Origin of the sequence: Aestuariivirga sp. (assembly GCF_046294715.1) — a bacterium.
GTDB lineage: Bacteria > Pseudomonadota > Alphaproteobacteria > Rhizobiales > Aestuariivirgaceae > Aestuariivirga.
The window spans coordinates 1-25471 of record NZ_JBKBKI010000032.1 but is presented as its reverse complement, the minus strand read 5'-3'; the positions used below and the strand labels follow the sequence as shown (position 1 = coordinate 25471).

The window sequence follows — 25471 nt, the reverse complement described above, 5'->3', positions numbered from 1 at the left end:
ATGAATGCAAACCGGAGGGCTTCCGATATTGCCCAAGCCCTCGCCCTGAAGTCGAATTACCATCCTCGTTCAACATGGAAACCATTTCATTCGGTACTTGTGGCTTCTGTGACGCTTCTGTTTTGGTTGATAATCTTTCCTCAAGCCGCTTCTCTGGTTCAATCCACTCTTTACGCGATGGATTTCTGGAAATGGAAGAGCTCAAACGGAAACTTTTTTGGCTTCGTTCAATCCGTCGGTTTGATTGTGAGTATTTGGTTTCTTGCCGGACGGTCTCATCGTCTCAGGAAGCAGAATTTGCAGATTGGACCAGCTCGGATCGGTTTCCTAAATCACTACATCCTTGTTGTTGGTTCTGCCGCTTTCATGTTAGTAGTATCTTTCATAGTTAGGTCAGTTGTTCCACAGTTTCAGTTACCCACCAATTCGATTGAGCACGCTTCCCTTCCCATCTGGATAGCTCTTGGCGCTCTCGCCGCAGCAGTCGCTGAAGAGCTTATCTTCCGAGGTTTCCTGCTCACGTCTCTCACATCGGCAAACTTGGCCTTCTGGCCAGCTGCACTCCTTGTGAATACTGCATGGACCGCACTACACTGGAACTATCCTCTCCCAGCAATGCTGACAGTATGGCTACTAGGAGTTTTCATATCCTTAGCCTTGATGAGGTCCGGAACGTTGTATACTGCAATCCTTGTGCATCTGATTTTCAATGGATACTCCGCACTCGTTACGCTTATCGTCTATGCATTAGTCCGATATGCTATGTGACAGTCGTCTTCCTTTCTTTCGGTTTGAGAGGTGCGGCTGGAGAGCTCGGAGTTCTGTTTAGATGTGTACAGGTTGACCCACTTCGTTCTAACTCGGTGGGTCGCGACAAGGCGCTAACTCTTCGGAGTTCTCTAACAGAACCGAGCGTCACAAGTACCTTGATTGGTGGTGGGACCGAACATTCAGCCTGAGAAGGACGGCGGTTTGGCCGGGTAGGAAAGCGAAGGGTGGAGTTCCTCAGATCGGCTCCCGGATGATCCGCGACTGCTGGATCGAAGAGGCAAGAGACATCGTCCACGGCAGTGGAGATGAGGAGTTCTGAGGGGCGGCTTTCAGGGGTCTTCCGGGGACTTGCCACCCCCTGAGGGTGGCATTCCCATGTACCCGGCATTTGCCACCCGCACACCCTCCGCACCCCCAACCATAGGAACATCCATGACCCGAAGACCGTGGCCGTTCAGCCCCGGATACCTCCGTGCTGTCCGCAGGGACGCTCTCGATTGGGAGAGAACCCGGAAGATCAACCTTACCCGAGCGAAGGACGAAGCTGAACGCAAGGCCCGAGAAGCCGAACGTGCTGCCGTCCTCGCTGAACTTGAACGCAACCTAGAACGAAAGGAAGACCAGCCTTGAGAGAGGCGTACGAGAACTACGACCACCCGCTTCGTCTCCAATGGGAGAAGCTCGAGAAGGCACTGCTGGAGGTGCATGTCCTCACCGCCGACTTCAGGCATGAGCCGACCAGCCTTGGCATCGTGCTCGACAACCTTGAACAGGTCCTTTGGAAGTATCGGGGCTTCAAGCGAACGCTGCCCATCGGCTATCGGAGACAGGTCGATGAGTGAGGGTGAAGAGAAGATCGTCACCCATGACGGCACCACCCTTCCGCTGCCGAGGAAGAGAACCCTCTTCGATCTCCTCCCGTCTCCACAGGAGGCCGCGCGGGAGATCACGAACGGGGACCCCACGGACAACCAGGTCAACGCCAGGTGGCTCTATGGCGATTGCGGGAAGGCACCGCGATGATGACGCCGAAGCCCACCAACGGGACCCGGTGGTCCGCCCCCAACTGGCTGAAGGCCGACCTTGCGCGGATCACGGAGGTGACGGGAGGTCTCCCGGTGAACCACCTCACCGACAAGCTCAGCCCCCGCGAAGCCTTTGCGGTCTGGTTAGGGAAGACAGTGAGACCGGAGACCTTCGATTGGGTCATGTCAAACGAGAACGCATTCTCCGTCTCCTACTCAGCCTACCGCAACCTCGCTGGCTTCGAAGCCAGCATGAAGACCAATCCAACGTCAAACCGTGAGCCTCAGACGGCCACAGAAAGAACCACCAATGACTAACCCTCACTACATCGACCTTGCCCGCGCCGAAGAAGGCTCCCCCGAGCACCTTGAGGCTGTGAGGCAGATACAGGCTCACGAGAGAGCCGCAGCCAAGGCACAGGAGAACGTGCTGAAGGGTGACGGACGTTCAGGCCATGCCTACATGTCCTATGACATCGTTCCCGCTGACGCCGTTCCCTCCAACGTGGACACCTATCGTGGCCCGATGGCGCAGGGTGAGGCGTCTCCTGATCTGAGGGAGGGCATGGTGAGGATTGGCGACATGGAGACCAACCGTGAGGTGGCAGAGGCTATGCGGCGCACCATGCACCCCACGGAGTGGACGGCGCTCACTGGGCTTCCCTACACCTCGCTGACCCAGAACCAAGGCATCGTGCAGGACAAGGCGACAGAACTGAAGGCGAAACTCCAGCCTGTTCAGGACCAGCTTGAACAGGTCAACGCTGCGGACGAACTGGCGAAGGCTGAGGATGACGCCGAGCGGGTGAAGCAGGAACAGGAGCTTCAGAGCTACGAGGCTTCGTTGCTGGAGAAGACGCTTGAGATGCACTACGGCCCCGACATGACGGGGAAGCTCCAGCGGTCTGTGGTGGAGAGTGGTGAGGTGGACTTTGACAGCCTCAGCAAGCTTGGGGTTCAGCCCGACATGGTCGAGGAGACCGTGAAGCACTACACTGAAGCGGCAGAGCGGATGCTGGAGCCTGTGGGGTCCTGCACTGCTTACGCCGAGAACTTCCTCTCCGAAGCCGAAGGCAGGACGATGAGACAGGCCATCGTCTCTCGTGACCTTGCGAAGGTTCAGGAGCTTGGGATGAGAGCGAGGGACAGGGCTGCGGCTATGGACATGAAGCAGATCACGGACTTCCTCACGACCGAGGAGCGGATGAAGCTCCGGGTGAGACAGCAGGGCTTCCTCATCATGGTTGATCTACCTCAGGTGGGGACCACCTCGTGGGCCAATGCCGTGACGCAGGGGTTGATCAGCTTCAAGTAAGTGGACGGAGAAGAGGGGCGGGGGAGACCTCGCCTCTCACAAGTCCCACTCCAGTGCAGCTAATGCCTTCCTCATCTGTGCCATGAGTTCAGCACCGACAGCATAGCGGTTCCTCATCTTGCCTTGGTCGCTCCAACCGAAGAAGGCATCGATGACATGGGGGGCGATTGGGGGATGATGCTCGATCATCGCAGTGTCAGCAGTGCGCCGAAAGCTGTGGAAGTTGACCAGTGAACGGCGCTTTCCTTCTCGCTCCTCCGTAATGCCCAAGCTCTCCCTGTAGCGAGTGAACGCTTGAGATAACTTCGCAGACCTCTTGCGACCGTGCTTCAAGCCTTCGTCTCCAAGCTCGTGCATGATGAAGACGCGAGGCTCCTTGTCCTCCATGCGGGACCTCAGCAGAGAGGCGAGCTTTGGGTGGAGAGGGATCAGACGGAACGCATTATGGTTCTTCCCACCGGGAACAAGCAGGGTCTTCTTCGTCAGATCGACATGTTCGACGCGGAGGTAGCCCAACTCAGACAATCTCATGCCTGTGTAGAGGGAGATCGTCATGGCATCTTTCAGGTCCCGCCTTGCTGGACCACTCATCAGCACCTTCAGTTCCGCATGAGTGAACGGACGTTCTAAGTCTTCGTTCTTCTCACGGCGGGGCTTCTTTGGAGCGAGATACTTCCAGATATCGGGGTCAACCTGGACGCCTTCATCCTTCATGTACTTCCACAAGGAAGAGGGAGCCTGAAGTGCCTTGGAGACGGTGGCGGGTTCCTTACCGAGTGTGGCTGTGAATGCCTTCGCATGGTCCCTTGAGAAGCGAGAGACGTTGAGCACCCCGTTGTCGCCCGACCACTTCAGAAGCTTCTCGATGACGGACTTGCGCTCAAGGAGGGTGTTTGGTGCGAGGTGTCCAATGGAAGCCATCCACGGTTCAACGAAGGCGCTGAGACGCTTGACCTCTCGTCCGTTGGCAACATCGAGGAAGAAGGGCCGAAGTGGGGTCTCAATGTTCTGCAGCGCAGCCTCGCCTTCCTGCGGGTCGATGGAGACCAGAGCTTCGCCTGTGTCAGGGTCCTCGCCCCAAACGCTTGACTGCCGCAGTGCAAGAGCCAGACGCTCAACGTGCTCAACCTTGTCGGTCCTACCCTCAGCAGCCTTCTTCGCCTTGTCGATGGAGAGGGCGAACAAGGCATCACACTTCGCCTTCTGTGCCACCGCTTCCTTCATGTCGGAAGTGTTCAGGTTGATGCGGAAGCGAGTGCCACCCATGACCCGCTGAAGATGGCGGGGGATGGCACGGTCGTACCAGAGACGTTGATGATGGGGGCGGATGTGCGGGACCTTCATAGACCCTCCAAGAGGCCGACTGCGTACACGGTTTGCGTACACGTTGAGGGTCAACAAAGCAAGTAAATCAGCGTTTACAGGCGTTCATAAGGCGTGGAGCTTCCTCCCGCAGGGAGCGCCAAACAGGCAACACTGACTTGTTGGGCAAGTTTAAGACCGCCGCGAGATAAAACATAGAACCCTCCGCAGAAAAGGCGTTCCTCCAAGCGGTGGGGCGGTCAGACCGGTAGCCCTCTGTTGCAACGCGTACTGTCGCCAGGTTGGTACGAGTCCTTTCCGGCAAGTGCTGCCCGCGCTCCAGACGAGGAGCACGGGACAAACGAGCCAGTCGGATGAGCAGAGCATTCTGCTTTGCTCAGTTGCCCATTGACTCCACTTCCGCCACCTTGCCGTTCTTGACGAGGCACTTCCACTTGGCGCGCTGCGGGCCAACGCCGATGTAGACGGTGTTATTGGCCTCCGAGGTTTCGGTGCTGAGCACCGAGACGTCGCCGTTGTTGGTTTCGCGAGAGGTGGCGGCGAGGCAGGCCTGCTCGTCCTGCGATGGTGTTCCGGCAGCGGATGCGGAAGCCGCACCGCCTGCGCTGGCGGAGGTGACCTCGCAGATACCGTTGGCGCCGCCCTTGCCGGTGTATGACAGCATCAGCCCGCCAGCATCGCGGGCGATGTCGATTCGCACCCCGTTGGCGCTGGCTTCCCAGGCATTGGCGCTGAGCGTCTTCACCTTGGCCTTCTTGCCGTTGATCTTGACAGTGCCCGAGCCGTTCGACTTCACGGTGATGCCGGTGGGACAGGTCCCGGTGAACTTCGGCGCGGCCGCATGCGCAGGCAGCGACAGGGCAGTGAGGACGAAGCCAGCGGCGATGAGGGCGCGTTTCATGGTGGTTCTCCTGTGTTGAAAGGGTGAAGGTCAGCCGCCGGTGATGGCCGCCTCGGGGAACTCGAAGCGCTGCGTTCCAATGATGATGGAGAAGAGGTCGCCGCTCCGGGTGAAGGACAGTTTCGCCCCGCCATCCGCCTGCGACTCGTCGAAGCGCACCGGCACTCCGCCCTCGAAATAGATCACACGGCTGCCGCCGTCAGGCCAGAACACGGTAAGCTCCGCCGCCCCGGCGCCACCGCGGATGACGCCGAACTTGCACTGGCCAAGCGGCTGCCCGGCATCGCGGGCACAGCCGAGCTGCCCCGTGGCATTGAAATCGGTGCCCGCCACCGTGGCATCGCCGCCGGATAGAACCGCATTGTCGATGCCGATGTCGAGCGAGAAACTGGCACTTTTCCCCTCGCGCGCTGCATTGCGATAGAGATAGACCTGGATCAGGTAATCGCCGGAGGCAGGCAACGTGCCGTCGAAGGTGTCGCCGCCGGTGTCGCCGATGAACAGCGCCTCGTCCATGCCCGGCTTCCTGCCCGGAGCGAAGACGTTGAAATAGACGCTGGCACTCGCCGAGGTGAGCTTCACGGTCATGTGCTGGCCCGCCGCGGCGCCGACCATGTATTCCCTGGTATCGCGGCCCTTCACGGTGCCGGATAGCTGCGTGCCGCTGCTGCCTTCGGCGAAGGACACGCGTTCCCTGTGCACGGTGTCGGCCAGGGCGCCACCGGCTGCGCCGGAAATCGCGGCAAGGCACAGCACGGCAATCAGCCCGGCAGCAGATAGGGCCCTGAACGCGCGATGTGAGGCCCTCATTGCTCCGCTCCCTCGATGATGGTGAAGTTCGCCACCCGATGCGCTTCGGTATGCGTCTGGTCGGTCGTTACCACGGTCAGGCCGCCCTGCATGCGCCTGCGGATTTCCTCGCGGACCGCGGGCTCGGCGGTAACGCGCTCCAGTTCGCGCGCGAGGTCCTCCCGGTCGGTCTTGCCATAGCTGACGCCGGACCACGTCAGGCTGTCGCTGCTCCGGTCGGCACCCTTCAGCGTGTAGACGGCCTCCCCCAATGGCTTGCTGTCGCCGGCGATGGTTGCCTTGCCGCGGGCCACCACCCTGTCGTCGTCGAGCACGGTGACGGTGCGGTCCTTGCTGCTGACGACGACGCTCGTCACCACGGGGCTGCTGTCATGTCCCGCGCTGTACTGGCTCTTCATCAGGGCCGTATCGACAGCGGCGAACTCGCGCCGCGCATAGTCGCCCAGCACCATGCCAGGGTGGGTGACCGAGGCAGGCTGCGAATGCTCGTCGGCGATCACCACCGTCATGCCCTTGCGGGTGATGCCGAATAGCATCTCCGAGAACTGCAGCGGCAGCCGCACGCAACCATGCGAAGCCGGATAACCCGGGAGGTTGCCGGCGTGCAGCGCCACGCCGTCCCAGGTCAGGCGGTTCATGTTGGGCATGGAGGCATTGTTGTAGGTCGAGGAGTGATGGTGCTTGTCCTTTTGCAGGATGCGGAACACGCCTGTGGGCGTGCGATGCCCGGGCTTGCCGGTCGAGCAGGTCGATGCCGCCACCCGGATGCCGTTGCGGTAGACATGAAGGAGCTGGTCCGGCAGCGAGACGATGATGATCACGGGCCCGTCGGCGGAGCGTTCGGGAAACCAGTTGAACTCGCCGTTCTTCAGCTGCTCGGCGTATTTCTTCACCAGCTGCGCGCGGGCGGAGCCGCAGCCGCTCGCCAGGCCAAGGAGGCCTGCCGCGGTGGAGGTGATGACGTCTCGCCGGTTCATGGTGATCACCTGAGGCTCTTCAGGCGTTCTTGCTGTGGACGAGGCGGATGGCGCGTTCTTTCGCCTTCTCCGATTTCATCCATTGGGCGAGCAGCCTGAGCTCGTCCTGCTGGGCCCGGGAGTTTTTGAAGCACAGGTGATAGCGCCGCCCCGATGGCATGAGCGTGCGGTCGAAATACGCGACACTGCCTGCCTCGACCTCGCGCGCGGCCAGAAAATCAGGCACCAGCGCGACGCCGAGCCCCGCACGCGCCATCTCGAGCGCCAGGAGGTAATGGGTGCACTGCAGGAAGTTTCCCGCCTGGAGCTCCGACAGCTTCAGTCCGGTGAGATTGCAATAGGCGAGCCAGTCCTCGCCCAGCCTGCCATCCTCGAGGTCCGTGGTGATCAGCGGCAGGCGCTTCTGCCTGGCATTTGTCGGCGCACCGCTGGCCCGCACCGGTACCAGCTGTTCGTCGACGATGTGGAAAGCGGTGAATCCCGGCTTTACCGGCAGTGCCGTGACGAAGGCATCGGCAACCTGGTCGGTTTGCTCCGGGTCCTGTGCATAGAGCCGCAGCTGCAGGTCGATCTGCGGATGTGCGGCGAAGAAACTGGCAAGCCGGGGGATCAGCCAGCCGGGGCCGAAGCTGCTGCACACGGCGAGCCGCAGTGTGGCCCGGCTCCCGCCGATCACGTCCTCGAGAGATGACTGAAGCCCGGAAAACACCAGCCCCAGCTTCTCGGCGAGCTTCTGTCCTGTGGCGGTCAGTTCGATGCCGCGTCCCGCACGGGCGATGAGCTGCTCGCCCAGGGCCTCGGTGAGTTCCCGCATCTGGTGGCTCACCGCGCTTTGCGACACACCGAGTTCCTCCGCGGCGCCCTTCACCGAACGATGCCGCGCTATGGCGTCGAAATAGTGAAGGCCGCGCATCAGCCGTGAGTTATGCACTTGAACCCGCTCTTTCATCGCGCACCCGTTGGGTTTGATCCAGCGCTTGATTGCGGTCGCTGGCGGCCAATCATCAGCCAAGACTTCTGTCGCAGTCAGGATACTTGTAGCGATCGGCTTCGCTCAAATCGGCCGGGCATCCCTTGGGCGCGCTGTGATACCAGCTAACCACCTTGGTGCCCTTCTTGTTGAAGGAGCACTGGAAAGTCTGGCCATTGGCGGCAGTGCCATTCACGGCATGCGTACCGTCCGTCCGCTGCCCTTCGTACTTGACCTCCGCGATATCGCTCGTCGGGACGTGCAGGTGTTGCCCGAAGGGAAAGTTTCATTTTTGCCCTCAATGCAAGTCGATTCACAATTTCTTTCTGTAGGACCGCCGAGGGGAGTTCAAATGAGAAGTTCCCTCGATCCTTGAGTACTGCTCAAGTATTGTCGCACAGGTTGCATCAACTTCTTGGGTTTGTCTTTCCAAAAGCGGAGCTGACGTTGTGTCTGTGGCCGGCCCGATGCCGGGGTGCCTCTTAATGGGTGTACTTAGTGGGACACAAAGACCGTTCACTTATCAAATTTATCCCGCACGGCGCGCCAACTTTCCAAGCTATGAATTCAAAAGGCACAGCCTTCCACCCTGCGGGATGAAGTTCAGCGCCAGAGCGAGAGATTTCAGTTCGGCCTGGGTCGCGATCACTGCGGAACGCAGGCGGGGTTTTCCAGCGGCGCGGCACCTTCAAAGCTCAGGATCTTTGTACCTTGCACCATGATGCGCCAGCCGTTGTCGGCTGCCTGCCAGGCGCCGACGCCGTAGATTGGGCTTTCGGCGTAGCAGGTATCTTGCGACAGGACAAAGGCATCGTTTTGGCCATCGGCCTTTGAAGTGAGCGTCACCTTTCCTTCGGCCGCATCGCCCAGGATGTAGACCGCGCCGGTCGCCTGATCTGAAAGTTCGCTTTCTGCCAGAGCGGGGGTGGAAAGAAGGAGGGCAAGAAAGACAACGCCGCGGGTGAACATATTTGGTCTCCTGAATGCGATGGCAGGAATTTGGCCGATCGCTGGCCTTCCGGCAAGACCGTCGGGGGTGGGGAATCCCTGAGGGCCAGGGCAGGGGAAGGGTGGCCCGTGATGCCGCAGGTGGGCGCCCGGGCGAGCTGTGCCGCGCGCTGGCTGCAAGTAGGAGTAAAAGGGGTAAAACTCAGCCGGTTGCCGCGCGCACCGTCACCGGAGTATCGACATTGACGTTTTCGAAGAGTTCCGCGACATCCTGGTTCAGCATGCGGATGCAGCCGGATGAAACGGCCTTGCCGATGGTGTGCGGTTCATTCGTGCCGTGGATGCGGTAAAGCGTATCCTTGCCGCCAGCGAACAGGTAGAGCGCGCGCGAACCGAGCGGATTCGTAGGGCCGCCTGGTTGTCCGTTGACCCATTTCCGGGCGTTTTGATCCCTGTCCACCATCTCGCGCGGCGGTACCCAGCGCGGCCAGCGTCGCTTCATGCCGATCTTGGCAGAGCCGGACCAGGCGAATCCCGCGCGGCCCACGCCCACGCCGTAGCGGCGGGCCTGTCCGCGGAACAGAACCTGGTAAAGAAGTCTCTCGCCCGGGTCGACCACCAAGCTTCCGCAATCCTCCGGGCCGTCGAAATCGACGAGCTGAGGCCGGAAGCGCTCCGGTATGCTGCTTGGGTCGATGGGCGTGACGGGGAAGTCCGTTTCCGCCTCCGGCGGCGGCAGCAGTGCCGGATCGAAGTACTGTTCATCCGCGACGAAGGATGCGGGCCGAATGCCCTGCACCGCTCCCTCGTCGGCGAGAGCCTCGGCACCCGATGCACAGAGGACCGCGAGTCCTCCGATCAAGCCGCGCCGCGAAACATTCAATCCCATGTCATCACCCTGATTTGTTGTGGCGTCCAGTCTGCCAGCGAGGGTGACCGAAGGGCGGTGAAGTGAAGGCAAATTGGGGGCGGGCTATCACGTTCCTTTGAGGTGCGCGCGAAGATCAACTGCCGCTTGCACGGCGGGGACGACCGGGGCAATGAAGCTGCCTCATAATTCTCTACTGGCATCAAAGGCGCCGTCATGCTCCGCAACATCCCGTCCGTCATCAGTCCCGACTTGCTGTGGTGCCTTGCTTCAATGGGGCACGGTGAACGGCTCGTGCTCGTCGACCGGAACTTCCCGGCGCATGAGGTGTCCCGCCACACCAGTACCGGCAAGCTCATCGACTTGCCTGGCCTCGACATCCCCCAGGCGGCACGCGCCATCCTGTCGCTGATGCCGCTCGACGACTTCATCCCCGCGCCCGTCTCACGCATGCAGGTGGTGGGCGAGCCGGAGACGCTTCTGCCGATGCAGGCGGAGGTGCAGCGGATCGCGAAGGAGTGCGAGGGACGGGATCTCGGCATGGAAGCGCTCGAACGCTTCGCCTTCTACGAGGCGGCGAAGAAGGGCTTCTGCGTGGTGCGCACCTCCGAGTACCGGCCCTATGGCTGCTTCCTCTTCACCATGGGCGTGATATTCGACCGGCGCTAGGCGATCGCCGTCAGGACCGTCGCGGCATCGAGGAGATGGTGCTGGCTCTCCGGCGTCGAGACGAAGAGCCCGGCCGCGACGCTGGCGAAGCGACACGCGGAAATGAGATCGTCTCCCGCCGCGAGCCGCGCTGCGAGTGACCCGCAGAAGCAGTCGCCTGCGCCGTGGCTGGAGATCATCCGAACGGGCAGCGCCGGCAGATCGAGCCTCTTGCCACTGCGCGTCACCAGCGTCAGTCCCTCGCCGCCGCGGGTCAGCACCACGTCGCGGGAGGGAAGATGCATGGCGGCGACCGCTCGGGCCGGGTCATCCTCGCCCGAGAGCATGGCGGCCTCTACGCGATTGACGATCAGCACATCGACGAGGCGCAGGAATTCCTCCGACATCGGGCGGGCCGGTGCGGCATTGAGGATGACGAGCGCTCCCCGGGCCCGCGCAGCACGGGCCGCAGCGAGGCTTGCCTCCTCCGTTATCTCATTCTGCAGCAGCAAAACCTTCGCGCCCCACAGCCCCTCCCAGCGTGTGGCGATGGCTTGAGGGTCGATGGTCAGGTTGGCGCCCGACACGACCACCGCGCCATATTCGCCCCCGGCTTCGCTGATCGCGACGCTCATGCCGCTCCCGCGCGAGGGATCGGTGCCGAGGCAGGAGATATCGACACCAGCGGCAACGAGATTGGCGCGCAGCCTTTCGCCGAAATCGTCAGCACCCGTCTGGCCGCCGAACGCGGTTCTCGCGCCGAAGCGGGAAGAGGCCACGGCCTGGTTGCCACCCTTGCCGCCGCACTTGTAGTGCCAGGAGGAGCCGATCAGCGTCTCGTCGCGCTGCGGCAGGCGCTGTGCCGCCACCATGATGTCGAGATGCAGGCTGCCGACGACGGCGACGTCGATCATGATCCACCATAAAGGGCCGACTGGATGATGCGCTGGCTCGCCACCGCGTCCTGCGCGGCGATGGCCTCATCGAGTGCCGCGTTGCCGCGCAACCGGTCGAGCACGCGGCACATGCCCTCGACCGCCGAGATGTTCGCAGCGCACTCGGCGACCGGATCGAGCCCGACGGCATCGGGAAAGGTGTCGAAGTAGATGGCCTTCGCGTAACCGAGCTTCTCCAGCGTGTAGAGAAGCTCGAGAGTCTGGATCACGTGAACGCTGCCGGCGACCAATCCGTCGTCTCGCTTGGCGTAGCCGTCGTTCAGGTGAACACCCAGGAGTCTGCTTCGCCGATGGATGAGGGCCGCGGCATAGGCCGGCATCTCGTCGGCATAGAGCACATGAGCGAAGTCGAGCGTCACGCCGAGGTTTGGAGCGCCGACGTCCGCCACCATGAGGAGCGTGGTTCCCGCGTCGGGAAGCAGGCTGAAGGCGCGCGGCTCGTTGGGCTTGTATTCGATCGAGACGTCGATGGAGGGATTATGCGCGGCGATGACGCGCAGCGCCTCCGCCGTCTGGTCCCAGAGGCGGAGGTAATCGGCCTGGAAGGAGTAGTCGAAGCCATCCTGCCCCAGCCACAGCGTCATCAGGTCTCCGCCGGCTTCGGCGAGCGCGTCCATGCCGCGGAGCGTCAGGTCCAGCGCCTTGGCGCGGATTGCCCGGTCGGGATGGGCCAGGGCACCCTTCTTGAAGCCCGGGTCGGAATAGTAGCGCATGGCAAAACCGTTGAGGTTGATCCCCAGCCCGTCGAGCTTCGCGCGGATTTCGCCGGGGCTCGTGCCTTCGAGATGGTCCGGGAAATTGAAGTCGACGGCGGAGAGGCCCGGCACCGTGGCCGCCCGCTCGATCAGGTCCAGCGCGGTGATGCGGTTCCTGCCCGGCCAGGCCTTCGCTGCATCGGCCTTGAAGCCGTTCAGTCTCGTGGCATAGGCGAAGCGGGTGGTGGTTCGGGTCACGGCATGGCCTCTCAGCTTGCGGGCGCTCACCCGTTCCGTTACCAATTCGGGTGGAAAAATCCACTTTTCATCGATGGGGGAATGCCGAATGGCCGGCAAGTTCGAAAAGATCTTCAGGACCCGCAAGCCAGTCATCGCCATGGTGCATTTCGGCGCCCTTCCCGGCGCGCCGCTTTATGATGCCGAGGCAGGGCTTGAAGGCCTGCTCGCCGGTGTCCGGAAGGACCTCAAGGCGCTGCAGGATGCAGGCGTCGACGGCGTGATGTTCGGCAACGAGAACGACCGGCCCTACGAGTTCAAGGTGGACACGGCCTCGACCGCCACCATGGCCTACATCATCGGACAGGTCCGCCGCGAGATCACCGTCCCCTTCGGCGTCAACGTGCTGTGGGACCCGATGGCGACCGTGGCGCTCGCCGCCGCGACGGGCGCTTCCTTCGCGCGCGAGATCTTCACCGGCACCCATGCCTCGGACATGGGGCTGTGGCTTCCCGATGCCGGGGCCGCCATGCGCTACCGTGACCGGCTCGGCCGGAAGGACTTGGCGCTGATGTACAACATATCTGCCGAATTCGCCTTCTCGCTTGACCAGCGCAGCCTGCCAGACCGGGCGCGCAGCGCCGTCTTCTCCTCGATCCCCGATGCGATCCTGGTCTCCGGCGTGATCACCGGCGAGGCTGCGGCCCTGCCGGACCTCGAGGCGGTGAAGCGGGTCGTCCCGGATGTGTCGGTGCTGGCCAATACCGGCGTCAAGCATGCCACGGTGGCGGACGTGCTGAAGATCGCCGACGGCTGCGTGGTGGGCTCCTCCCTCAAGATCGAGGGCAACACCTGGAACGCGGTCGATCCCGAGAGGGCGCGGGACTTCATGGACAAGGCCCGCAAGGCGCGGGGAGACTGACATGCAGGACCGCATCAAGCGCTGGACGGAAGCCCTGATGATGATCCCCGGGCTTTCGGGCTTCGAGGGCCATGTGCGCCGCTACATACGGGCGGAGCTCAAGGCCATGGAAATCGAGTCGAAGACGGACATGCTCGGCAATCTCATTGCCACGATCGATGGCGATGCAGACCTTCCCTCCGTGATGATCATCGCGCACATGGACCAGCTGGGCCTGATCGTCCGCAAGATCGAGGCTTCGGGCCTGATCCGCGCGGAGCGCGTGGGCGGTGTTCCGGAGCGTGCGCTCGCCGCCCAGGAGGTGCTGCTGTGCGTGGGCGGCGGCAAGACGCTTCCCGGCATCATCGCGAACAAAAGCCACCATGCCACCGGGCCGGAAGAGAAATACCGCGTCGTCCCTTACCAGGAACTCTATGTCGATTGCGGCTTCGGAAGCGCGGAGGCAGCGGCGAAGGCGGGCATCAACGTCGGCACGCCCATTGTCTATGCCCCGCGCGTCGTCGAGCTGGCAGGAGGCCGGCTCGGGGGTACCTCCGTGGATGACCGAGCGGCCTGCGCCGTGATGCTGGAACTGGCCCGCGCCACCAAGACGCTGCGCGAGTTGCCGACGATCCACCTCGTCTTCTCCGTGCTCGAAGAGTTCAATCTGCGCGGCGCGGTGACGGCGGCCCAGATGTTGCAGCCCGACATCTGCATCCAGCTCGATCTTGCCCTCGCCACCGACACGCCGGACATGGGCCACCGTGGCGACGTGCGACTGGGGGCGGGGCCAGTGATGAGCATGTTCAGCTTTCACGGGCGCGGAACGCTCAACGGCTGCATTCCGCATCCGGCACTGGTGAGCCTGTTCCAGTCCACGGCGGAGCAGGAAAAGATCAAGTTGCAGCGCAGCGCCCACATCGGCGCCCTCACCGAGACCTCCTATGTCCAGCTCGTGGGCAAGGGTGTGGCCTCGATCGACATCGGCTTTCCCGCCCGCTACACGCACTCCGCGCTCGAAGTCTGCGACCTCGCCGATCTCGAGAGCCTGGGGAGGCTTCTCGTCGCTGCGCTCCGCCGCATCGATGCGGATTTCTCGCTCGACAGGGATGATTACCCCGAATGAGGTACTATCTCGGCGTCGACATCGGCACTTACGAGTCGAAGGGCGTGATCGTCACCGCGGCGGGCGAGATCGTGGCCCAGGCCTCGCGAGCCCACCGCATGCAGGTGCCGCAGCCAGGCTGGGCCGAGCACGACGCCGACACGGACTGGTGGGGGGACTTCGCCTTCATCACCCGGAGGATGCTGACGGAGAGCGGGATCGCCCCGGCGGCGATCCGCGCCGTCGGGACGAGCGGCATCGGCCCCTGCATGCTGCCGGTCGGTGTCGAGGGCGAAGCGCTGATGAATGCGGTGCTCTACGGCGTCGATACACGCGCAGCGAAGGAGATCGCCGAACTTACAGAGTCGATCGGCGAGGAGACGATCCTCGCGCGCTGCGGCAATGCGCTCACATCCCAGGCGGTGGGTCCCAAGATCCTGTGGCTCAAGCGCAACCGGCCGGACGTTTTTGCCAGGACGCACAAGATCCTGAACTCCACCTCCTTCCTCGTGCACCGGCTCACCGGGCGCTACACGATAGACCACTATTCGGCGGGAAATTTCAGCCCCTTCTATCTGATGGACGAACAGGGCTGGAGCGATGCCCTGGCGCCCGGCATCATCGGCATGGAGGCGCTGCCCGAACTCCTGTGGACGACCGAAATCGCCGGGCGGGTGACCGGCCGGGCCGCGGCGGAGACCGGGCTGGACGAGGGCACGCCCGTCATCGCCGGCACCATCGATGCGGCGGCGGAGGCGGTGAGCGTCGGCGTGCTGGAGCCCGGCGAATTGATGCTGATGTATGGCTCCACGGTCTTCATCATCCTGATCACGGGCGCGCGCGTGCAGGACAAGCGGCTGTGGTATGCGCCCTGGCTGTTTCCGGGCCAGCACGGCGCCATGGCGGGTCTTTCGACGAGCGGTACGCTGACCCACTGGTTCCGTGCCAACTTCGCTCGCGAATTGCCTGCCGATTCCGCAATGGCCACGCTCGCGGCCGAGGCCGAGGCCTCGCCGCCGGGGGCCAAGGGCCTGGTCGTGCTGCCCTATTTCTCGGGCGAGCGCACGCCCCTCCACGACACGGAAGCAAAGGGCATGATCTTCGGCCTCGATCTCACCCATGATCGGGGCGATGTCTATCGCGCCGTCCTCGAGGGCATCGCCCATGGCACGCGCCACGTCTTCGATACCTACGCCGCGGCGGGTTGCACGCCCGCCAGCGTCCAGGCGGTGGGCGGAGGCACGAGGAACCGGGTGTGGTCGCAAGCCACCTCGGACATCGGCGGCTTTGCCCAGTCGTTGCGCGAGAAGACGATCGGCGCTTCCTTCGGCGACGCTTTCCTCGCCGCCATCGCCATGGGAGATGCGAAACCGGCCGATATCGCGCTGTGGAATCCCGTCGTCTCCGAGATCCGGCCCCGGCCCGGGCTGAAGGAGATGTATGACCGTCGGCACGCCGTTTTCCGCGGCCTTTATCCCGCCACGAGGGGCTTTCTCTAGCGCAATTCCCACGCCCGTGGCGGAATCCATGGGAAGGGAGCCCGGGGGCGGGTGAGGGTAACTACTTCACCGAACCCGTCGTGAGGCCCTTCACGATGTAGCGCTCGAGGAAGATGCCGATGATGATGAGCGGCAGGATCGCCGCAGAGGAGAGGGCCGCCATCGACCACCAGGAAATGCCCTGGGAGCCTGTCTGGCTCGCCACCATCACGGGGAGCGTCTTCGCATGGCTAGAGGTGAGGAGGGCGGCGAAGAAATACTCGTTCCAGCACAGGATGACGGAGAGGATGAATGCCGCCACCATGCCGGGAAGGGCGATCGGGAGGATGATGCGGAAGAAGGCGCCCCAGGCCGAGCAGCCGTCGACGAGGGCGGCCTGTTCCAGTTCCTGCGGAATGGTGTCGAACTGGTCCTTCATGATCCAGATGACGATGGGCAGCACCATCAGCGTGTAGATCAGGATCAGGCCCAGCATGGAATCGAGGAGCGCCAATTCCTTGTAGAGGACGAGGAAGGGCATGGCGAGCACCACAGGCGGCAGGATGAGCTGCGACAGGAAGAAGAAGGAAATGTCGCGGTTCTTCCAGATCTTCCACTTGTACTGAAACCGGCTCAGCCCGTAGGCCGCCGTGGAGCCGAGCACGAGGGCGAGAAGCGAGGCGCCGATCGAGGCCTGGACGGAGTTCCAGAAGCGCTTCAGGAACTCGGCGCGCGGGGTCGATTCCGTAAAGATCGTATCGGGCGAGAGGCCGATGGCGCGAAGCCCCAGCCACGCCGGCTTGAAATCCACCCAGGGGATGATGTGTCCGAGCTGCACGTCCTTCGCCACCTTGAAGGTGGTGGTGAAGGTCCAGTAGATCGGAAACAGCGCGACGATGGTCCAGACGACGAGGGCCGCGTAGATCAGGATGCGGGAGATATTGCGGGGCATCAGGCGTGCCTCTGCATGAAGCGGCTGGTGGCCCACAGCATGAGCGCGATGAACACGATGATGATGATGAGGTAGACCTCGGCGACCATGGTGCCGTAGCCGACGTTGGAGCGGTCCTTGTACTCGCGGAAGATGAAGCTCGAGATCGTGTCGGTGGCGCCGCCCGGGCCCCCGGAGGTGGTGTTGATCACGATGTCGGCGAGCTTCAGCTGGAAGATCACCCGCAGCACGACCGTGGTGAGGCTCACCGGCAGCATCAGCGGGAAGGTGATCTGCCAGAAGCCCTGCCAGCCCGTCGCGCCATCGACCTTGGCCGCCTCCTGCACCTCCTTGGAGAGCGCCTGGAGCCCCGCGAGGATCATGATCATCATGAAGGGAATCCACACCCAGGCATCCATGATGGCGATCGTCGTCTTGGCCAGCCACGGCGAGGTGAGCAGCGAGGGGTTCTCCCAGCCGAGGAAGCGCAGGAGATTGGTGACGGGGCCGAAGCGGTACTCCAGCATCGACTTGCCGATCATCCAGCTCACCGCCACGGGCGAGAGCATGAAGGGCAGCAGGAACGCCACGCGGAAGAATTTCTGCGCCTTGATGTCGGCATTGAGCAGCAGGGCGAGCCCGAATGCGATGGCATATTGCACCAGCACGGTCGCCACGTAGAAGACCATGTTGCCGAGCGCGTTCCAGAAATAGGGGTCGCCCCAGAGCTGGCGCAGATTGTCGAGGCCGTTGAACTGCCGTCCGGTGGCGGATTGCAGGTTCCAGTCGCTGAAGGCGATGAAGAAGCCGAAGAAGGTGGGGAAGATGACGAGCGCGATGGTGAAGAGGATGGCCGGCAGCACGAAGAGCGCACGCCAGCCGGCCTCGCCGTCCCGCAGGATCAGGCCCCAGCACAGGGCAGCGCTCCACAGCACATAGGCGACGAGCACGGGCTGCCAGTTGGGGAAGCCGAAGGAGATGAGCCCGGCGGAATAGAGCACCTCGACAAGGATGACGAGGCCCAGAAGAACGGTTGCGGTGCGGACCAGCAGGCTGCCCAGCCGCTGCCTGCCCTCTGGCACGGCGGCGGCCACGGCGTCATGGCCGGAGGCGGCGGTGGAAACGGAGGTCATGAGGAGCGGGCGAACCCTTCATCAAAAAAGACCCGGGCCGGCAGCCAAGCCGCCGGCCCGGCCCATCGGAACTACATGCCGAGGGAAGCCTTGTAGAGCTTCACCTGGTTGTCGCGGCCGAGCTGGTCGGTGATCTTTTCCCAGGCGGCGGCGATCGAATCCGCACCCGCCTGCGCCGTCATCTGGCCGGCATAGATCTTGGCCAGTTCGTCCTCGGCCACCGAGTAGTACTGGAAGATTCCGGGGATGCGCGGCTCGATCGCGGCGTTCGGGTGGTTGTAGGAATTGGCCTGCGAGTCGAGGAAGTTCTTGATGAACGCCTCGTCATAGCCGGCCGCCGCCCATTCCTGGATGTTGAAGTGGCTCTGGCGGTAGGGCTGGAAGCCCGAGGGATAGGCCGCCATCCACAGCGAGATGTCCTTGCCGCCGAGATGGGCGGCGAGCGACCAGGCCGCCTTCTGCTTCTTCGCATCCGAGTCGACGCGCGCCATCACGTAGATGCCCCAGCCGATGTAGGCCATGTTCGGCGCGTAGTTTGCGCCGGAGGCGAGCTTCTCCCATTGGCCGGTCTTGGAATTGAAGACGTCGTCCGAGCCGGGCAGGATGTCGAAGGCCGTGACGTCGCCGATGACGGAGCTGTCATTCGTCTTGACGTTCGAGCCGATGTCGCCCCACCACGCCAGCATAGAGCCGGTGCCGGCGAGGAACTGCTGGAAGCCCGTGGTGCCGGGGTCGGCGTTGAGCTGGTCCGCCGGCAGGCTCGGCAGCGAGTCGAGCACGTCCTGGATGGCGCGCACCCAGGCGGCGTTGTTGACGCGCGGCTTCATCGTGTCCGGATCGAACAGGAAGGCCTTGTCGTCGGGGTGCTTGGCATAGGCCGTGGCGCGCGAGCCCAGGAAGTAGAAAGCGAAGCCGCCCCAGCCCTTGCAGGGGTCGAGATAGCCATAGAGGTCCTGCCCGTTGAGCTGCTTGCCCTTCAGGAACTTGGTGTAGGCGTTGACCTGCTGCCAGGTCTTGGGCGGGCCCCATTCGCCCGCGCCGCCAGACTTCTTCCACTCCTCGGCAAGGCCGGCATCGGAGAACACGTCGGAGCGGTAGTTGAAGTTGTGGCAGTCGCCGTCGCAGGAGACGCGGTAGGTCTTGCCGTCCCATGTGCCGACGGGGGCCTTCAGGTAGCCCACATAGTCATCCATGTCGATCTGCTGCTTCACCCAGTCCGGCATCTCCGAGGCGAGGCCCTTGCCGCAGACGTCGCCCTCGAAGGGAGCGCCCATCTCGATCACGTCGAAGTCCACCGTGCCGGTGGCGATCGACTGCTGCAAACGGGCATTGTAGTCGGCCTGCGCCAGGTCGATCCAGTTGATGGTGGCGCCGGTATAGTCCGCCCAGGCCTTGGAGAGGCCGCGGAACAGCACGTTGTGGACATTCTGGTTGTTGAGGCCCATGAAGGAGAGCTCGACGCCCTTGAACTCGCCCTCCTGGACGTTCTGCTTGGTGGGCCCGAGGCACATCTCGCCCACCTTCTGCCAGTCGGCATCGGTCGGCTGGCCGGCGCCGACGCCGGGAATCTTGAGGATGGCGGCGCGCAGATCGTCCTGCGCGAAGGCGGTGCGCACGTTGAGCGCAGGAGCACCCACCGCCGCCAGAGCCGCCGCACCGGCCGCACCCTTCAGCATGCCGCGGCGGCTCATCATCAGATTGTAGAGTTCGAGTTTCATTCCTGGGTCCTCCCTGTGAGCGTCCGATGCTTTTCGGTGCAGTGTCCTGCGCAGCGCGTTGCGGCTGCGTTGATCGTGACCTGGTCTCGTGATGAACGCTGCGCCGACTATGCAAGATGGCATGCCAAAGTCAACGCAGGGGGCAACCGAAATGCATGACGCCGCACAAGTTGTCGTGCGCCGCAATATGTGCGTTGCACAAGCGCAATCGTTTCAGGAGATGCGCTTGCCACTCGTCGCGTCGAACAGGTGAACGAGCGACAGGTCAGGCGACATGGCGATCATGTCGCCGGGCTTCGCCGTGACGCGCTCGCGGAACACGCCGATCAGCTTTTCACCGGCGAGCCTGGCGATGACCTGGGTTTCCGCCCCCGTCGGCTCGATCACCGTCACCTGGCAGCGGAGGTCGCCGCCCAGCGTCAGGTGCTCCGGCCTGATGCCGTAGACGGCCTCGCGGCCATCGGAGTTCGGCGGCGCGGCGGCGAGCGGCAGGCGGGTACCGTCCTTCGTCTCGAAGAAGGGCTGGGCGCCCGCGCGGATCGCGCCCTTGAACATGTTCATGGCGGGCGATCCGATGAAGCCCGCCACGAAAAGGTTCGCCGGCCTGTCGTAGAGTTCGAGCGGCGCCCCCATCTGCTCGACGATGCCGTCATGCAGAACCACGATGCGGTCCGCCATGGTCATGGCCTCGACCTGGTCGTGGGTGACATAGACGGTGGTCGTCTTGAGCCGCTGGTGCAGTTCCTTGATCTCGGCGCGCATCTGCACGCGCAGCTTGGCGTCGAGGTTCGACAGCGGCTCGTCGAAGAGGAAGACCTGGGGCGCCCTGACGATGGCGCGCCCCATGGCGACGCGCTGGCGCTGGCCGCCCGAGAGCTGGCGCGGATAGCGGTTCAGATAGGGCAGGAGGTCGAGGATCTCGGCGGCCTTGCGCACGCGCTGGTCGATCTCGGCCCTCGGCGTCTTCCGCAGCTTCAGGGCGAAGCCCATGTTCTCCGCCACCGTCTTGTGCGGGTAGAGCGCATAGGTCTGGAACACCATGGCGATGTCGCGGTCCTTCGGCTGCAGGCCGTTCACCACCTTCTCGCCGATCCTGATATTGCCCCCGGTGATCTCCTCGAGGCCTGCGATCATGCGCAGCAGGGTGGACTTGCCGCAGCCCGAAGGGCCCACGAGGGCCACGAACTCGCCATCGGAAATGGGAATGGAGACGCCATGGATGACCTCGTGGTCGCCATAGCTCTTGCGCACATCAACGATCTCGACCGATGCCAAGGCTTCTCCCCCGTGCTCTTGCGGGATCTTGCGTCCCCTTCACAGGCGGCGGAGACTAGGGCAGGTTTCCTGCTCCGTCGAGGGCTTCTTCAGGGTGTCTCCGCATGCGCTTTGAAATGATGCTGCCGCACCAGATCAGGGCGGCGATTGCCGCCGGCACGCCGGTGGTCCTGCCGCTTGGCGTTCTCGAATACCACGGCGAGCACATGGCGGTGGGAATGGACACGCTCGCCGTAACCCGGGCGCTGGACCTCATCGAACGGGAAGCGGAGATCGTGATCCTGCCGCCGTTCTATTATGGCTCTGCAAGCTACGCCGTCGAAGGGCCAGAGGGAACAGGCAGTGTCCACGTCGACTCGGGCGCGCTTCACCCCTTCGCCCGCGAGCTCTTCACTGGGCTGCTGCGCGTCGGCTTCCGCAACATCCATGTGTTCATCCATCACCAGTCGGAGAACTTCGCCACCGGCATGCCCACCGATCTCGCCTTCAAGTTCGGAGCGCGGCAGGCGATCTTTTCATTCCTCGAAAGGACGCGCGGCGAAGGCTGGTGGGGAAGCAGCGACATGGCGGACTATTACGCCCAGCAGGCCGGCGGGGAGGATCCCTTCAACTGGATCAAGATCCACCCGCTGATGACGCCCGAGACCACAGCGCAATATCCCTTCGATCATGCGGGGGAGGGCGAGACATCGCTGATGATGGCCATGTGCCCGGAGGCCGTCGACATGCAGTCGTTCTCAGACGCGCGATGGTATGCGCGGAGCGCGGCCCGCGCGACGCCCGAGACGGGTGCGCGTGGCCGCGATCTCATCCTCCGCCACATGCGGCGGGTGCTCGGCCTTGCAGAGCCCGAAGGCGCCTGAGTCGGTTTCTCAGTCTTCCATCACCTGCCAGCTGTCGCCCGGATTGAAGCTCTTGATCTTCTCCACGATGTTCGCGGTGTCGAAGCCGAAATCCTTCTCGTAGACGATCCCGGCATGGTTGACGACGAAGGTGTGGACGCCGCTCTCGGCATACCGCACCGGCCAGGCGATGAGCGCGAAGCCGCCGATCATGTTGCCGTTGATCACGTAATCGTAGGCGCCGCCCGCCACCCGCTCGCCCTGACGCCTGAGGATGCGGTACCGGTAGCCGAAATAGCCGTCGCCGGCCTTGGCCTTCTCGATGGCCGAAGGGTCGAGGTTCGGGCCGAAGGGGCTTTCGCCGTCACCCTGCGCAATGGGCCAGTACAGGCCGTCCGTCTGCCCCTCGGTGCTGAGGAGCTTCTGGGCGTATTCCAGGACGCCGTCGGCGTCGCGGTCCTCCGCCGCATAGTCCTGCTGCGCCTGCACGTAGAGCCGCATGGTCTCGATGGCCTGGAGCTCGTTTTCGCCGACGCGGCGGATGATGACCTCTTCGATCCCGGCGACGGTGTCGAATGCCCATTTGCCGTCCTCGCCCTTCACCAGCGGGAAGGGAAATGGCCAGAGCTGTCGTCCGAGATTGAGGATCTGCTGGTCGCCCTCTTCATCGACGGTGACCAGTTCGGCCGCGGTGGTGCGGAGCTCGTCCATCTTCGCGGCGATGCCTTCGGCCTTCGCCAGCTTGTCGGGATCGAGGCCGAGCAGACGCGCCACGGCGGCGAGATCGCCCTTGGCCATGGTGTCCTTGAAGGCGGCGACAGCCGCCTCGGGCGTGTCGAACAGAACGGGTTCATCGCCGATGTACGCCTGCAGCTCCTCGCTGAGGGCGAAAGCCGGCGCGTTGGCGGCAATGGGCCCAAGGACGACTGCCGCACCCAGCAGGAGGGCGGGAAACAGATGCTTGATCATGATCATGTCCTCTTCTGCGCCTCAGCGACGGCGTGCGCGGCCACCGCCGCCGCCCTGTCTCTGAACCGGCTTCTTGAACTTCTTCGGAGAGCCGCCGCCTCCAAGCTGCGGTGCGCGGTTGATGCCGCCTCCCATCGCCTTGTTGCCGCGGTCGGACTGGTTCTTGGCCTTCCTGTTGCTGGTGACCTCGCCCAGCGGAGAAGGCGTCTTGGGCCGGGCGTCCTTGATCGCCGCGGGCTTCGGCTTGCCGACGGGGCGGTCGACCTTCGGCATCTTGTCGCCCGGACGCGCGTTGCCTGCGGGCCTGGCGAGATCGGCAGGCCGCGCGAGATCGCCTGGCCTTGCCATCTTGTCGGCGGGCTTCAGGCCACCCGCGGGCTTCAAGCCGCCCGCGGGCTTCTTCTTCAGGCCGTCGAGCGTGCTCTTGCGGATGTCCTTGGTTGGCATGCTGCCCTTGCCGGGAAGGGTGGTCGGCCGGTTGCCCTTGATGTTCGTGGCCTTGTTTGTCAGCCGGTTGCGGTCGCTGGTCTTGAAGCTGTTCTCGATCTTCGACCTGTCCAGCTTGGCGAACTGGTTCTTGTCGAAATTGATCTTGCTGCGGTCCACCTTGCGCCAGTCGACGTCGTTCCAGTTGAGCTTGCCTTTGAAGTCGCTGCCGATGATGCAGTTGTTGCAGTCGAAATCGATATCGATGTCGTTGCCGTTCCAGCCGTTGTTCCAGCCGCCGCCCCAGAAACCGTCGTCCCAGTCCACCGCGGCGCCCCAGATGAAGCCGGTCACGGCACCGGCGAAATAGGCTGCACCGGGGTTCCAGTAATAGGGATAGGGCTCGGGATAATAGGCGATCGGCTGGTAGGCGTAATCCGGCTCGTAGAGCATCTCGGGTTCATATTGCGGCACGTAGATCACTTCCGTGCTCGCCGGCTGGATGACGATGTTCTCCTTTTCCTTGACGATCTTCACCTTCTCGTCCGACTTGATGACGCCATTTGCCACGGCCTCGGCGCGAAGCTGCTGGATCGCCGCGAGCACGTCGTCCTGCTGGTTGACGATGGCCTCGCCGAACAGCTGCGTCCAGTCGAGGTCATCGCTCATCATCTTGACGATCTCGGGATAGTTCATCAGCGACACGATGCTGCCGTCCCAGGTGGACTTGGGCTTCATGTCCTTCTTGGTCTTGCTCTCATCGAGGAAGCGCTGCGCCTCGATGATCTGCAGGGGATAGAGGGAGGCGGCGGAGATGACCGCCACAAGTTCATCGGGGTAAAGCGCAATGCGGGCGACGAGGACCTCGAGTTCCTCTGCCGAAAGCGGCTCGGGCGCCTCCGCCACGGCCGCGGGGGTTGCGGGTGTTTCCTGCGCGAAGGCGGCCAGCGGGCCGCCGACCATCAATGCGGCTACCAGGGCGGGCAGGAGAATTCTGCGGCCGGTGAGCCGCGTCAGGAAGGTGGTGGTCATGTCGTCTCCCAAGCTGGGCTCGTGTCTCTCAAGGGCGGCAATCATCTTCTTACGACAACCTCCGGCCGCAGACGGCGCGGTGAGTTCCTGGCAGGCTGCCGTAATCGATTGTTGAACGTTGCCGGACCGTGCAACCTCGTAGATACTCGAGCGGGAAAAAGACACTAGGCCGAATGTCGCTGGTCAAATGAGCACAGGTACACAATTCCGCGCCCTTCCACCGGGTTTTGATGCGCGGCGCGTGTGGCTGACCCGGCAGACATTCGCCTGGGCCTCATATGACGTCGCGAGTTCCGTTTACTTCGGCGTTGCGCCTGCAGTGCTGCTCCCGATCTATTTCCGGCACCTGATGTCCGGATACGAGAATCCCACGTCGGCGTGGGGCCTTCTGGCGGCCGTTGCAATTCTTGCGAGCAGCATCGCGGCCCTCGGCGCCGCCATCGTCGCCCCGCGCCTGCGACGGTTCCCGCTGCTCGTGGCGCTTTCGGCGGGGCTCACCGCCGCCATCGCGGTTCTGGCATGGAACCCCCGGTCCTCGCTGCTGCTGGCGGGGCTTGCCTACGTCGCGGCCCAGAGCCTCTATTTCGCGGCCATGACGGTCTATGAGTCCTTCCTTCCGGACCTCCTTCCCAGCCGTGCCAGGCACAAGCTTTCGGGCTTCGGCTGGGCGCTGGGTTATCTGGGAGGCGTTGTCGCCATCGTCGTCCTTCTCCGCATGCTGGCGGACCATCCGGAGAGCCCGCAGCTGCTCGAAACCTGTTTCGCGGTGCTGGCGCTGATCGGAGCGCTGCTGTTCGCCGTCGCCTTCGTGCTGATGGCGCGGGCGGGTTTCGGGCGCATCGGCGGGGCTGGCGCACGGCCGCGGCTGCCCGGCCTCCTGGACGTGCTCGTCAAGTGGCGGCAGCAGCGCAGCGTATTTCTTCTGCTTCTCGCCACCATGCTGGTGCACGCTGCGGTGTCGGTGGTCGTGGTCTTCACCGCGCCCATTCTCGCGAGCCGCTTCGGACAGGATCTTCAGGACCTGCTGTGGCTCCTGCTTCTCATTCATGTCCTTTCCGTGCCCTCGACGTTCGGCTGGAGCCTGGTCATGGACAGGTGGGAGCGAAAGGTGCCGATGACGCTGCTCTTCCTCGCCTGGGGGGTGGTGCTGCTGCTGCTGGCGTTCGCCTCGGCTGGCTGGATGCCGGTCGCCACCGTTTCGGTGATCGGATGCTGCC

The 25471-nt window shown here is 63.4% G+C and carries 26 protein-coding genes; 11 read left to right on the top strand and 15 right to left on the bottom strand.

Annotated features, from left to right (window positions below):
* The 5 genes from ACK4HL_RS16970 to ACK4HL_RS16950 all read left to right on the top strand — a co-directional run bounded on the left by ACK4HL_RS16970 (nt 1) and on the right by ACK4HL_RS16950 (nt 3111).
* On the top strand, nt 1-768 hold the full coding sequence (locus tag ACK4HL_RS16970; protein WP_409762728.1) for a CPBP family intramembrane glutamic endopeptidase: 768 nt from the start codon (nt 1-3) through the stop codon (nt 766-768).
* Nucleotides 769-1397: 629 nt separating this feature from the next.
* Entirely contained in the window at nt 1398-1613 is a 216-nt protein-coding gene (locus tag ACK4HL_RS16965) for a hypothetical protein (RefSeq protein ID WP_409762725.1), read from the top strand.
* A complete protein-coding gene (locus ACK4HL_RS16960; protein WP_409762722.1) occupies nt 1606-1794 on the top strand; it encodes a hypothetical protein in 189 nt (62 codons plus the stop codon). The genes ACK4HL_RS16965 and ACK4HL_RS16960 overlap by 8 nt, the downstream gene beginning before the upstream one ends.
* Nucleotides 1791-2114: a hypothetical protein gene (locus ACK4HL_RS16955; RefSeq protein ID WP_409762719.1), complete on the top strand. Its 324-nt coding sequence runs from the start codon at nt 1791-1793 to the stop codon at nt 2112-2114. The genes ACK4HL_RS16960 and ACK4HL_RS16955 overlap by 4 nt, the downstream gene beginning before the upstream one ends.
* A complete protein-coding gene (locus ACK4HL_RS16950) occupies nt 2107-3111 on the top strand; it encodes a hypothetical protein (protein ID WP_409762716.1) in 1005 nt (334 codons plus the stop codon). Before ACK4HL_RS16955 ends, ACK4HL_RS16950 begins: the two co-directional genes overlap by 8 nt.
* A 36-nt stretch (nt 3112-3147) precedes the next feature.
* Here ACK4HL_RS16950 and ACK4HL_RS16945 read toward each other — a convergent pair whose 3' ends face one another.
* The 7 genes from ACK4HL_RS16945 to ACK4HL_RS16915 form a co-directional block, all read right to left on the bottom strand.
* Nucleotides 3148-4335, bottom strand: a complete 1188-nt coding sequence (locus ACK4HL_RS16945) for a tyrosine-type recombinase/integrase (RefSeq protein ID WP_409762713.1) — start codon at nt 4333-4335, stop codon at nt 3148-3150.
* A gap of 475 nt (nt 4336-4810) precedes the next feature.
* Nucleotides 4811-5335, bottom strand: coding sequence for a hypothetical protein (locus ACK4HL_RS16940; protein ID WP_409762710.1), 525 nt, complete (start codon nt 5333-5335; stop codon nt 4811-4813).
* 30 nt (nt 5336-5365) lie between these two features.
* Nucleotides 5366-6145: a hypothetical protein gene (locus ACK4HL_RS16935; RefSeq protein ID WP_409762707.1), complete on the bottom strand. Its 780-nt coding sequence runs from the start codon at nt 6143-6145 to the stop codon at nt 5366-5368.
* The gene (locus ACK4HL_RS16930) at nt 6142-7122 is read right to left on the bottom strand and encodes a L,D-transpeptidase (protein ID WP_409762704.1); all 981 of its coding nucleotides are present in this window, start codon (nt 7120-7122) and stop codon (nt 6142-6144) included. The genes ACK4HL_RS16935 and ACK4HL_RS16930 overlap by 4 nt, the downstream gene beginning before the upstream one ends.
* Before the next feature lie 19 nt (nt 7123-7141).
* Nucleotides 7142-8035 (bottom strand): LysR family transcriptional regulator, encoded by an 894-nt coding sequence (locus tag ACK4HL_RS16925; RefSeq protein ID WP_409762701.1) that lies wholly within the window; start codon nt 8033-8035, stop codon nt 7142-7144.
* 702 nt (nt 8036-8737) lie between these two features.
* Complete coding sequence (locus tag ACK4HL_RS16920) at nt 8738-9061, bottom strand: hypothetical protein (protein WP_409762698.1); 324 nt, start codon at nt 9059-9061, stop codon at nt 8738-8740.
* 181 nt (nt 9062-9242) lie between these two features.
* Nucleotides 9243-9929 (bottom strand): L,D-transpeptidase, encoded by a 687-nt coding sequence (locus ACK4HL_RS16915; protein WP_409762695.1) that lies wholly within the window; start codon nt 9927-9929, stop codon nt 9243-9245.
* 195 nt (nt 9930-10124) lie between these two features.
* Here ACK4HL_RS16915 and ACK4HL_RS16910 point away from each other — a divergent pair, with 195 nt between their 5' ends.
* Nucleotides 10125-10577 (top strand): RbsD/FucU family protein, encoded by a 453-nt coding sequence (locus ACK4HL_RS16910; protein ID WP_409762692.1) that lies wholly within the window; start codon nt 10125-10127, stop codon nt 10575-10577.
* Here ACK4HL_RS16910 and ACK4HL_RS16905 read toward each other — a convergent pair.
* Both ACK4HL_RS16905 and ACK4HL_RS16900 read right to left on the bottom strand, forming a co-directional pair.
* Nucleotides 10574-11470 (bottom strand): ribokinase, encoded by an 897-nt coding sequence (locus ACK4HL_RS16905; RefSeq protein WP_409762689.1) that lies wholly within the window; start codon nt 11468-11470, stop codon nt 10574-10576. The genes ACK4HL_RS16910 and ACK4HL_RS16905 overlap by 4 nt on opposite strands.
* Complete coding sequence (locus ACK4HL_RS16900) at nt 11467-12465, bottom strand: TIM barrel protein (protein ID WP_409762686.1); 999 nt, start codon at nt 12463-12465, stop codon at nt 11467-11469. The genes ACK4HL_RS16905 and ACK4HL_RS16900 overlap by 4 nt, the downstream gene beginning before the upstream one ends.
* Before the next feature lie 88 nt (nt 12466-12553).
* On the opposite strand from ACK4HL_RS16900, the gene ACK4HL_RS16895 reads away from it, so the two are divergent.
* Genes ACK4HL_RS16895 through ACK4HL_RS16885 form a run of 3 tightly spaced genes read left to right on the top strand, consistent with a single transcriptional unit; the run spans nt 12554 to nt 15949 of the window.
* Nucleotides 12554-13366 carry a BtpA/SgcQ family protein gene (locus ACK4HL_RS16895; RefSeq protein WP_409762683.1) on the top strand — a complete coding sequence of 271 codons (813 nt, stop codon included), beginning with the start codon at nt 12554-12556 and terminating at the stop codon, nt 13364-13366.
* Nucleotide 13367: 1 nt separating this feature from the next.
* Entirely contained in the window at nt 13368-14471 is a 1104-nt protein-coding gene (locus tag ACK4HL_RS16890) for a M42 family metallopeptidase (protein ID WP_409762680.1), read from the top strand.
* Nucleotides 14468-15949 carry an FGGY-family carbohydrate kinase gene (locus ACK4HL_RS16885; RefSeq protein WP_409762677.1) on the top strand — a complete coding sequence of 494 codons (1482 nt, stop codon included), beginning with the start codon at nt 14468-14470 and terminating at the stop codon, nt 15947-15949. Before ACK4HL_RS16890 ends, ACK4HL_RS16885 begins: the two co-directional genes overlap by 4 nt.
* A 61-nt stretch (nt 15950-16010) precedes the next feature.
* On the opposite strand, the gene ACK4HL_RS16880 is transcribed toward ACK4HL_RS16885, so the two are convergent.
* The 4 genes from ACK4HL_RS16880 to ACK4HL_RS16865 form a co-directional block, all read right to left on the bottom strand.
* Nucleotides 16011-16880 (bottom strand): carbohydrate ABC transporter permease, encoded by an 870-nt coding sequence (locus ACK4HL_RS16880; protein ID WP_409762674.1) that lies wholly within the window; start codon nt 16878-16880, stop codon nt 16011-16013.
* Nucleotides 16880-17992, bottom strand: coding sequence for a carbohydrate ABC transporter permease (locus ACK4HL_RS16875; protein WP_409762671.1), 1113 nt, complete (start codon nt 17990-17992; stop codon nt 16880-16882). The genes ACK4HL_RS16880 and ACK4HL_RS16875 overlap by 1 nt, the downstream gene beginning before the upstream one ends.
* 71 nt (nt 17993-18063) lie before the next feature.
* Nucleotides 18064-19710: a sugar ABC transporter substrate-binding protein gene (locus ACK4HL_RS16870; RefSeq protein ID WP_409762668.1), complete on the bottom strand. Its 1647-nt coding sequence runs from the start codon at nt 19708-19710 to the stop codon at nt 18064-18066.
* A gap of 213 nt (nt 19711-19923) precedes the next feature.
* Nucleotides 19924-20985: an ABC transporter ATP-binding protein gene (locus ACK4HL_RS16865; protein WP_409762665.1), complete on the bottom strand. Its 1062-nt coding sequence runs from the start codon at nt 20983-20985 to the stop codon at nt 19924-19926.
* 104 nt (nt 20986-21089) lie between these two features.
* On the opposite strand from ACK4HL_RS16865, the gene ACK4HL_RS16860 reads away from it, so the two are divergent.
* Nucleotides 21090-21848, top strand: a complete 759-nt coding sequence (locus ACK4HL_RS16860) for a creatininase family protein (RefSeq protein ID WP_409762662.1) — start codon at nt 21090-21092, stop codon at nt 21846-21848.
* A 9-nt stretch (nt 21849-21857) separates the two neighbouring features.
* On the opposite strand, the gene ACK4HL_RS16855 is transcribed toward ACK4HL_RS16860, so the two are convergent.
* Together ACK4HL_RS16855 and ACK4HL_RS16850 are read right to left on the bottom strand one after the other, a co-directional pair.
* Nucleotides 21858-22802, bottom strand: a complete 945-nt coding sequence (locus tag ACK4HL_RS16855; protein WP_409762659.1) for a DUF2950 domain-containing protein — start codon at nt 22800-22802, stop codon at nt 21858-21860.
* A 15-nt stretch (nt 22803-22817) separates the two neighbouring features.
* Nucleotides 22818-24254: a DUF3300 domain-containing protein gene (locus ACK4HL_RS16850; RefSeq protein WP_409762656.1), complete on the bottom strand. Its 1437-nt coding sequence runs from the start codon at nt 24252-24254 to the stop codon at nt 22818-22820.
* 187 nt (nt 24255-24441) lie between these two features.
* Between ACK4HL_RS16850 and ACK4HL_RS16845 the strand changes: the two genes are divergently transcribed.
* Nucleotides 24442-25471: hypothetical protein (locus ACK4HL_RS16845; protein ID WP_409762653.1), on the top strand; the 1030-nt coding region annotated here is incomplete at its 3' end.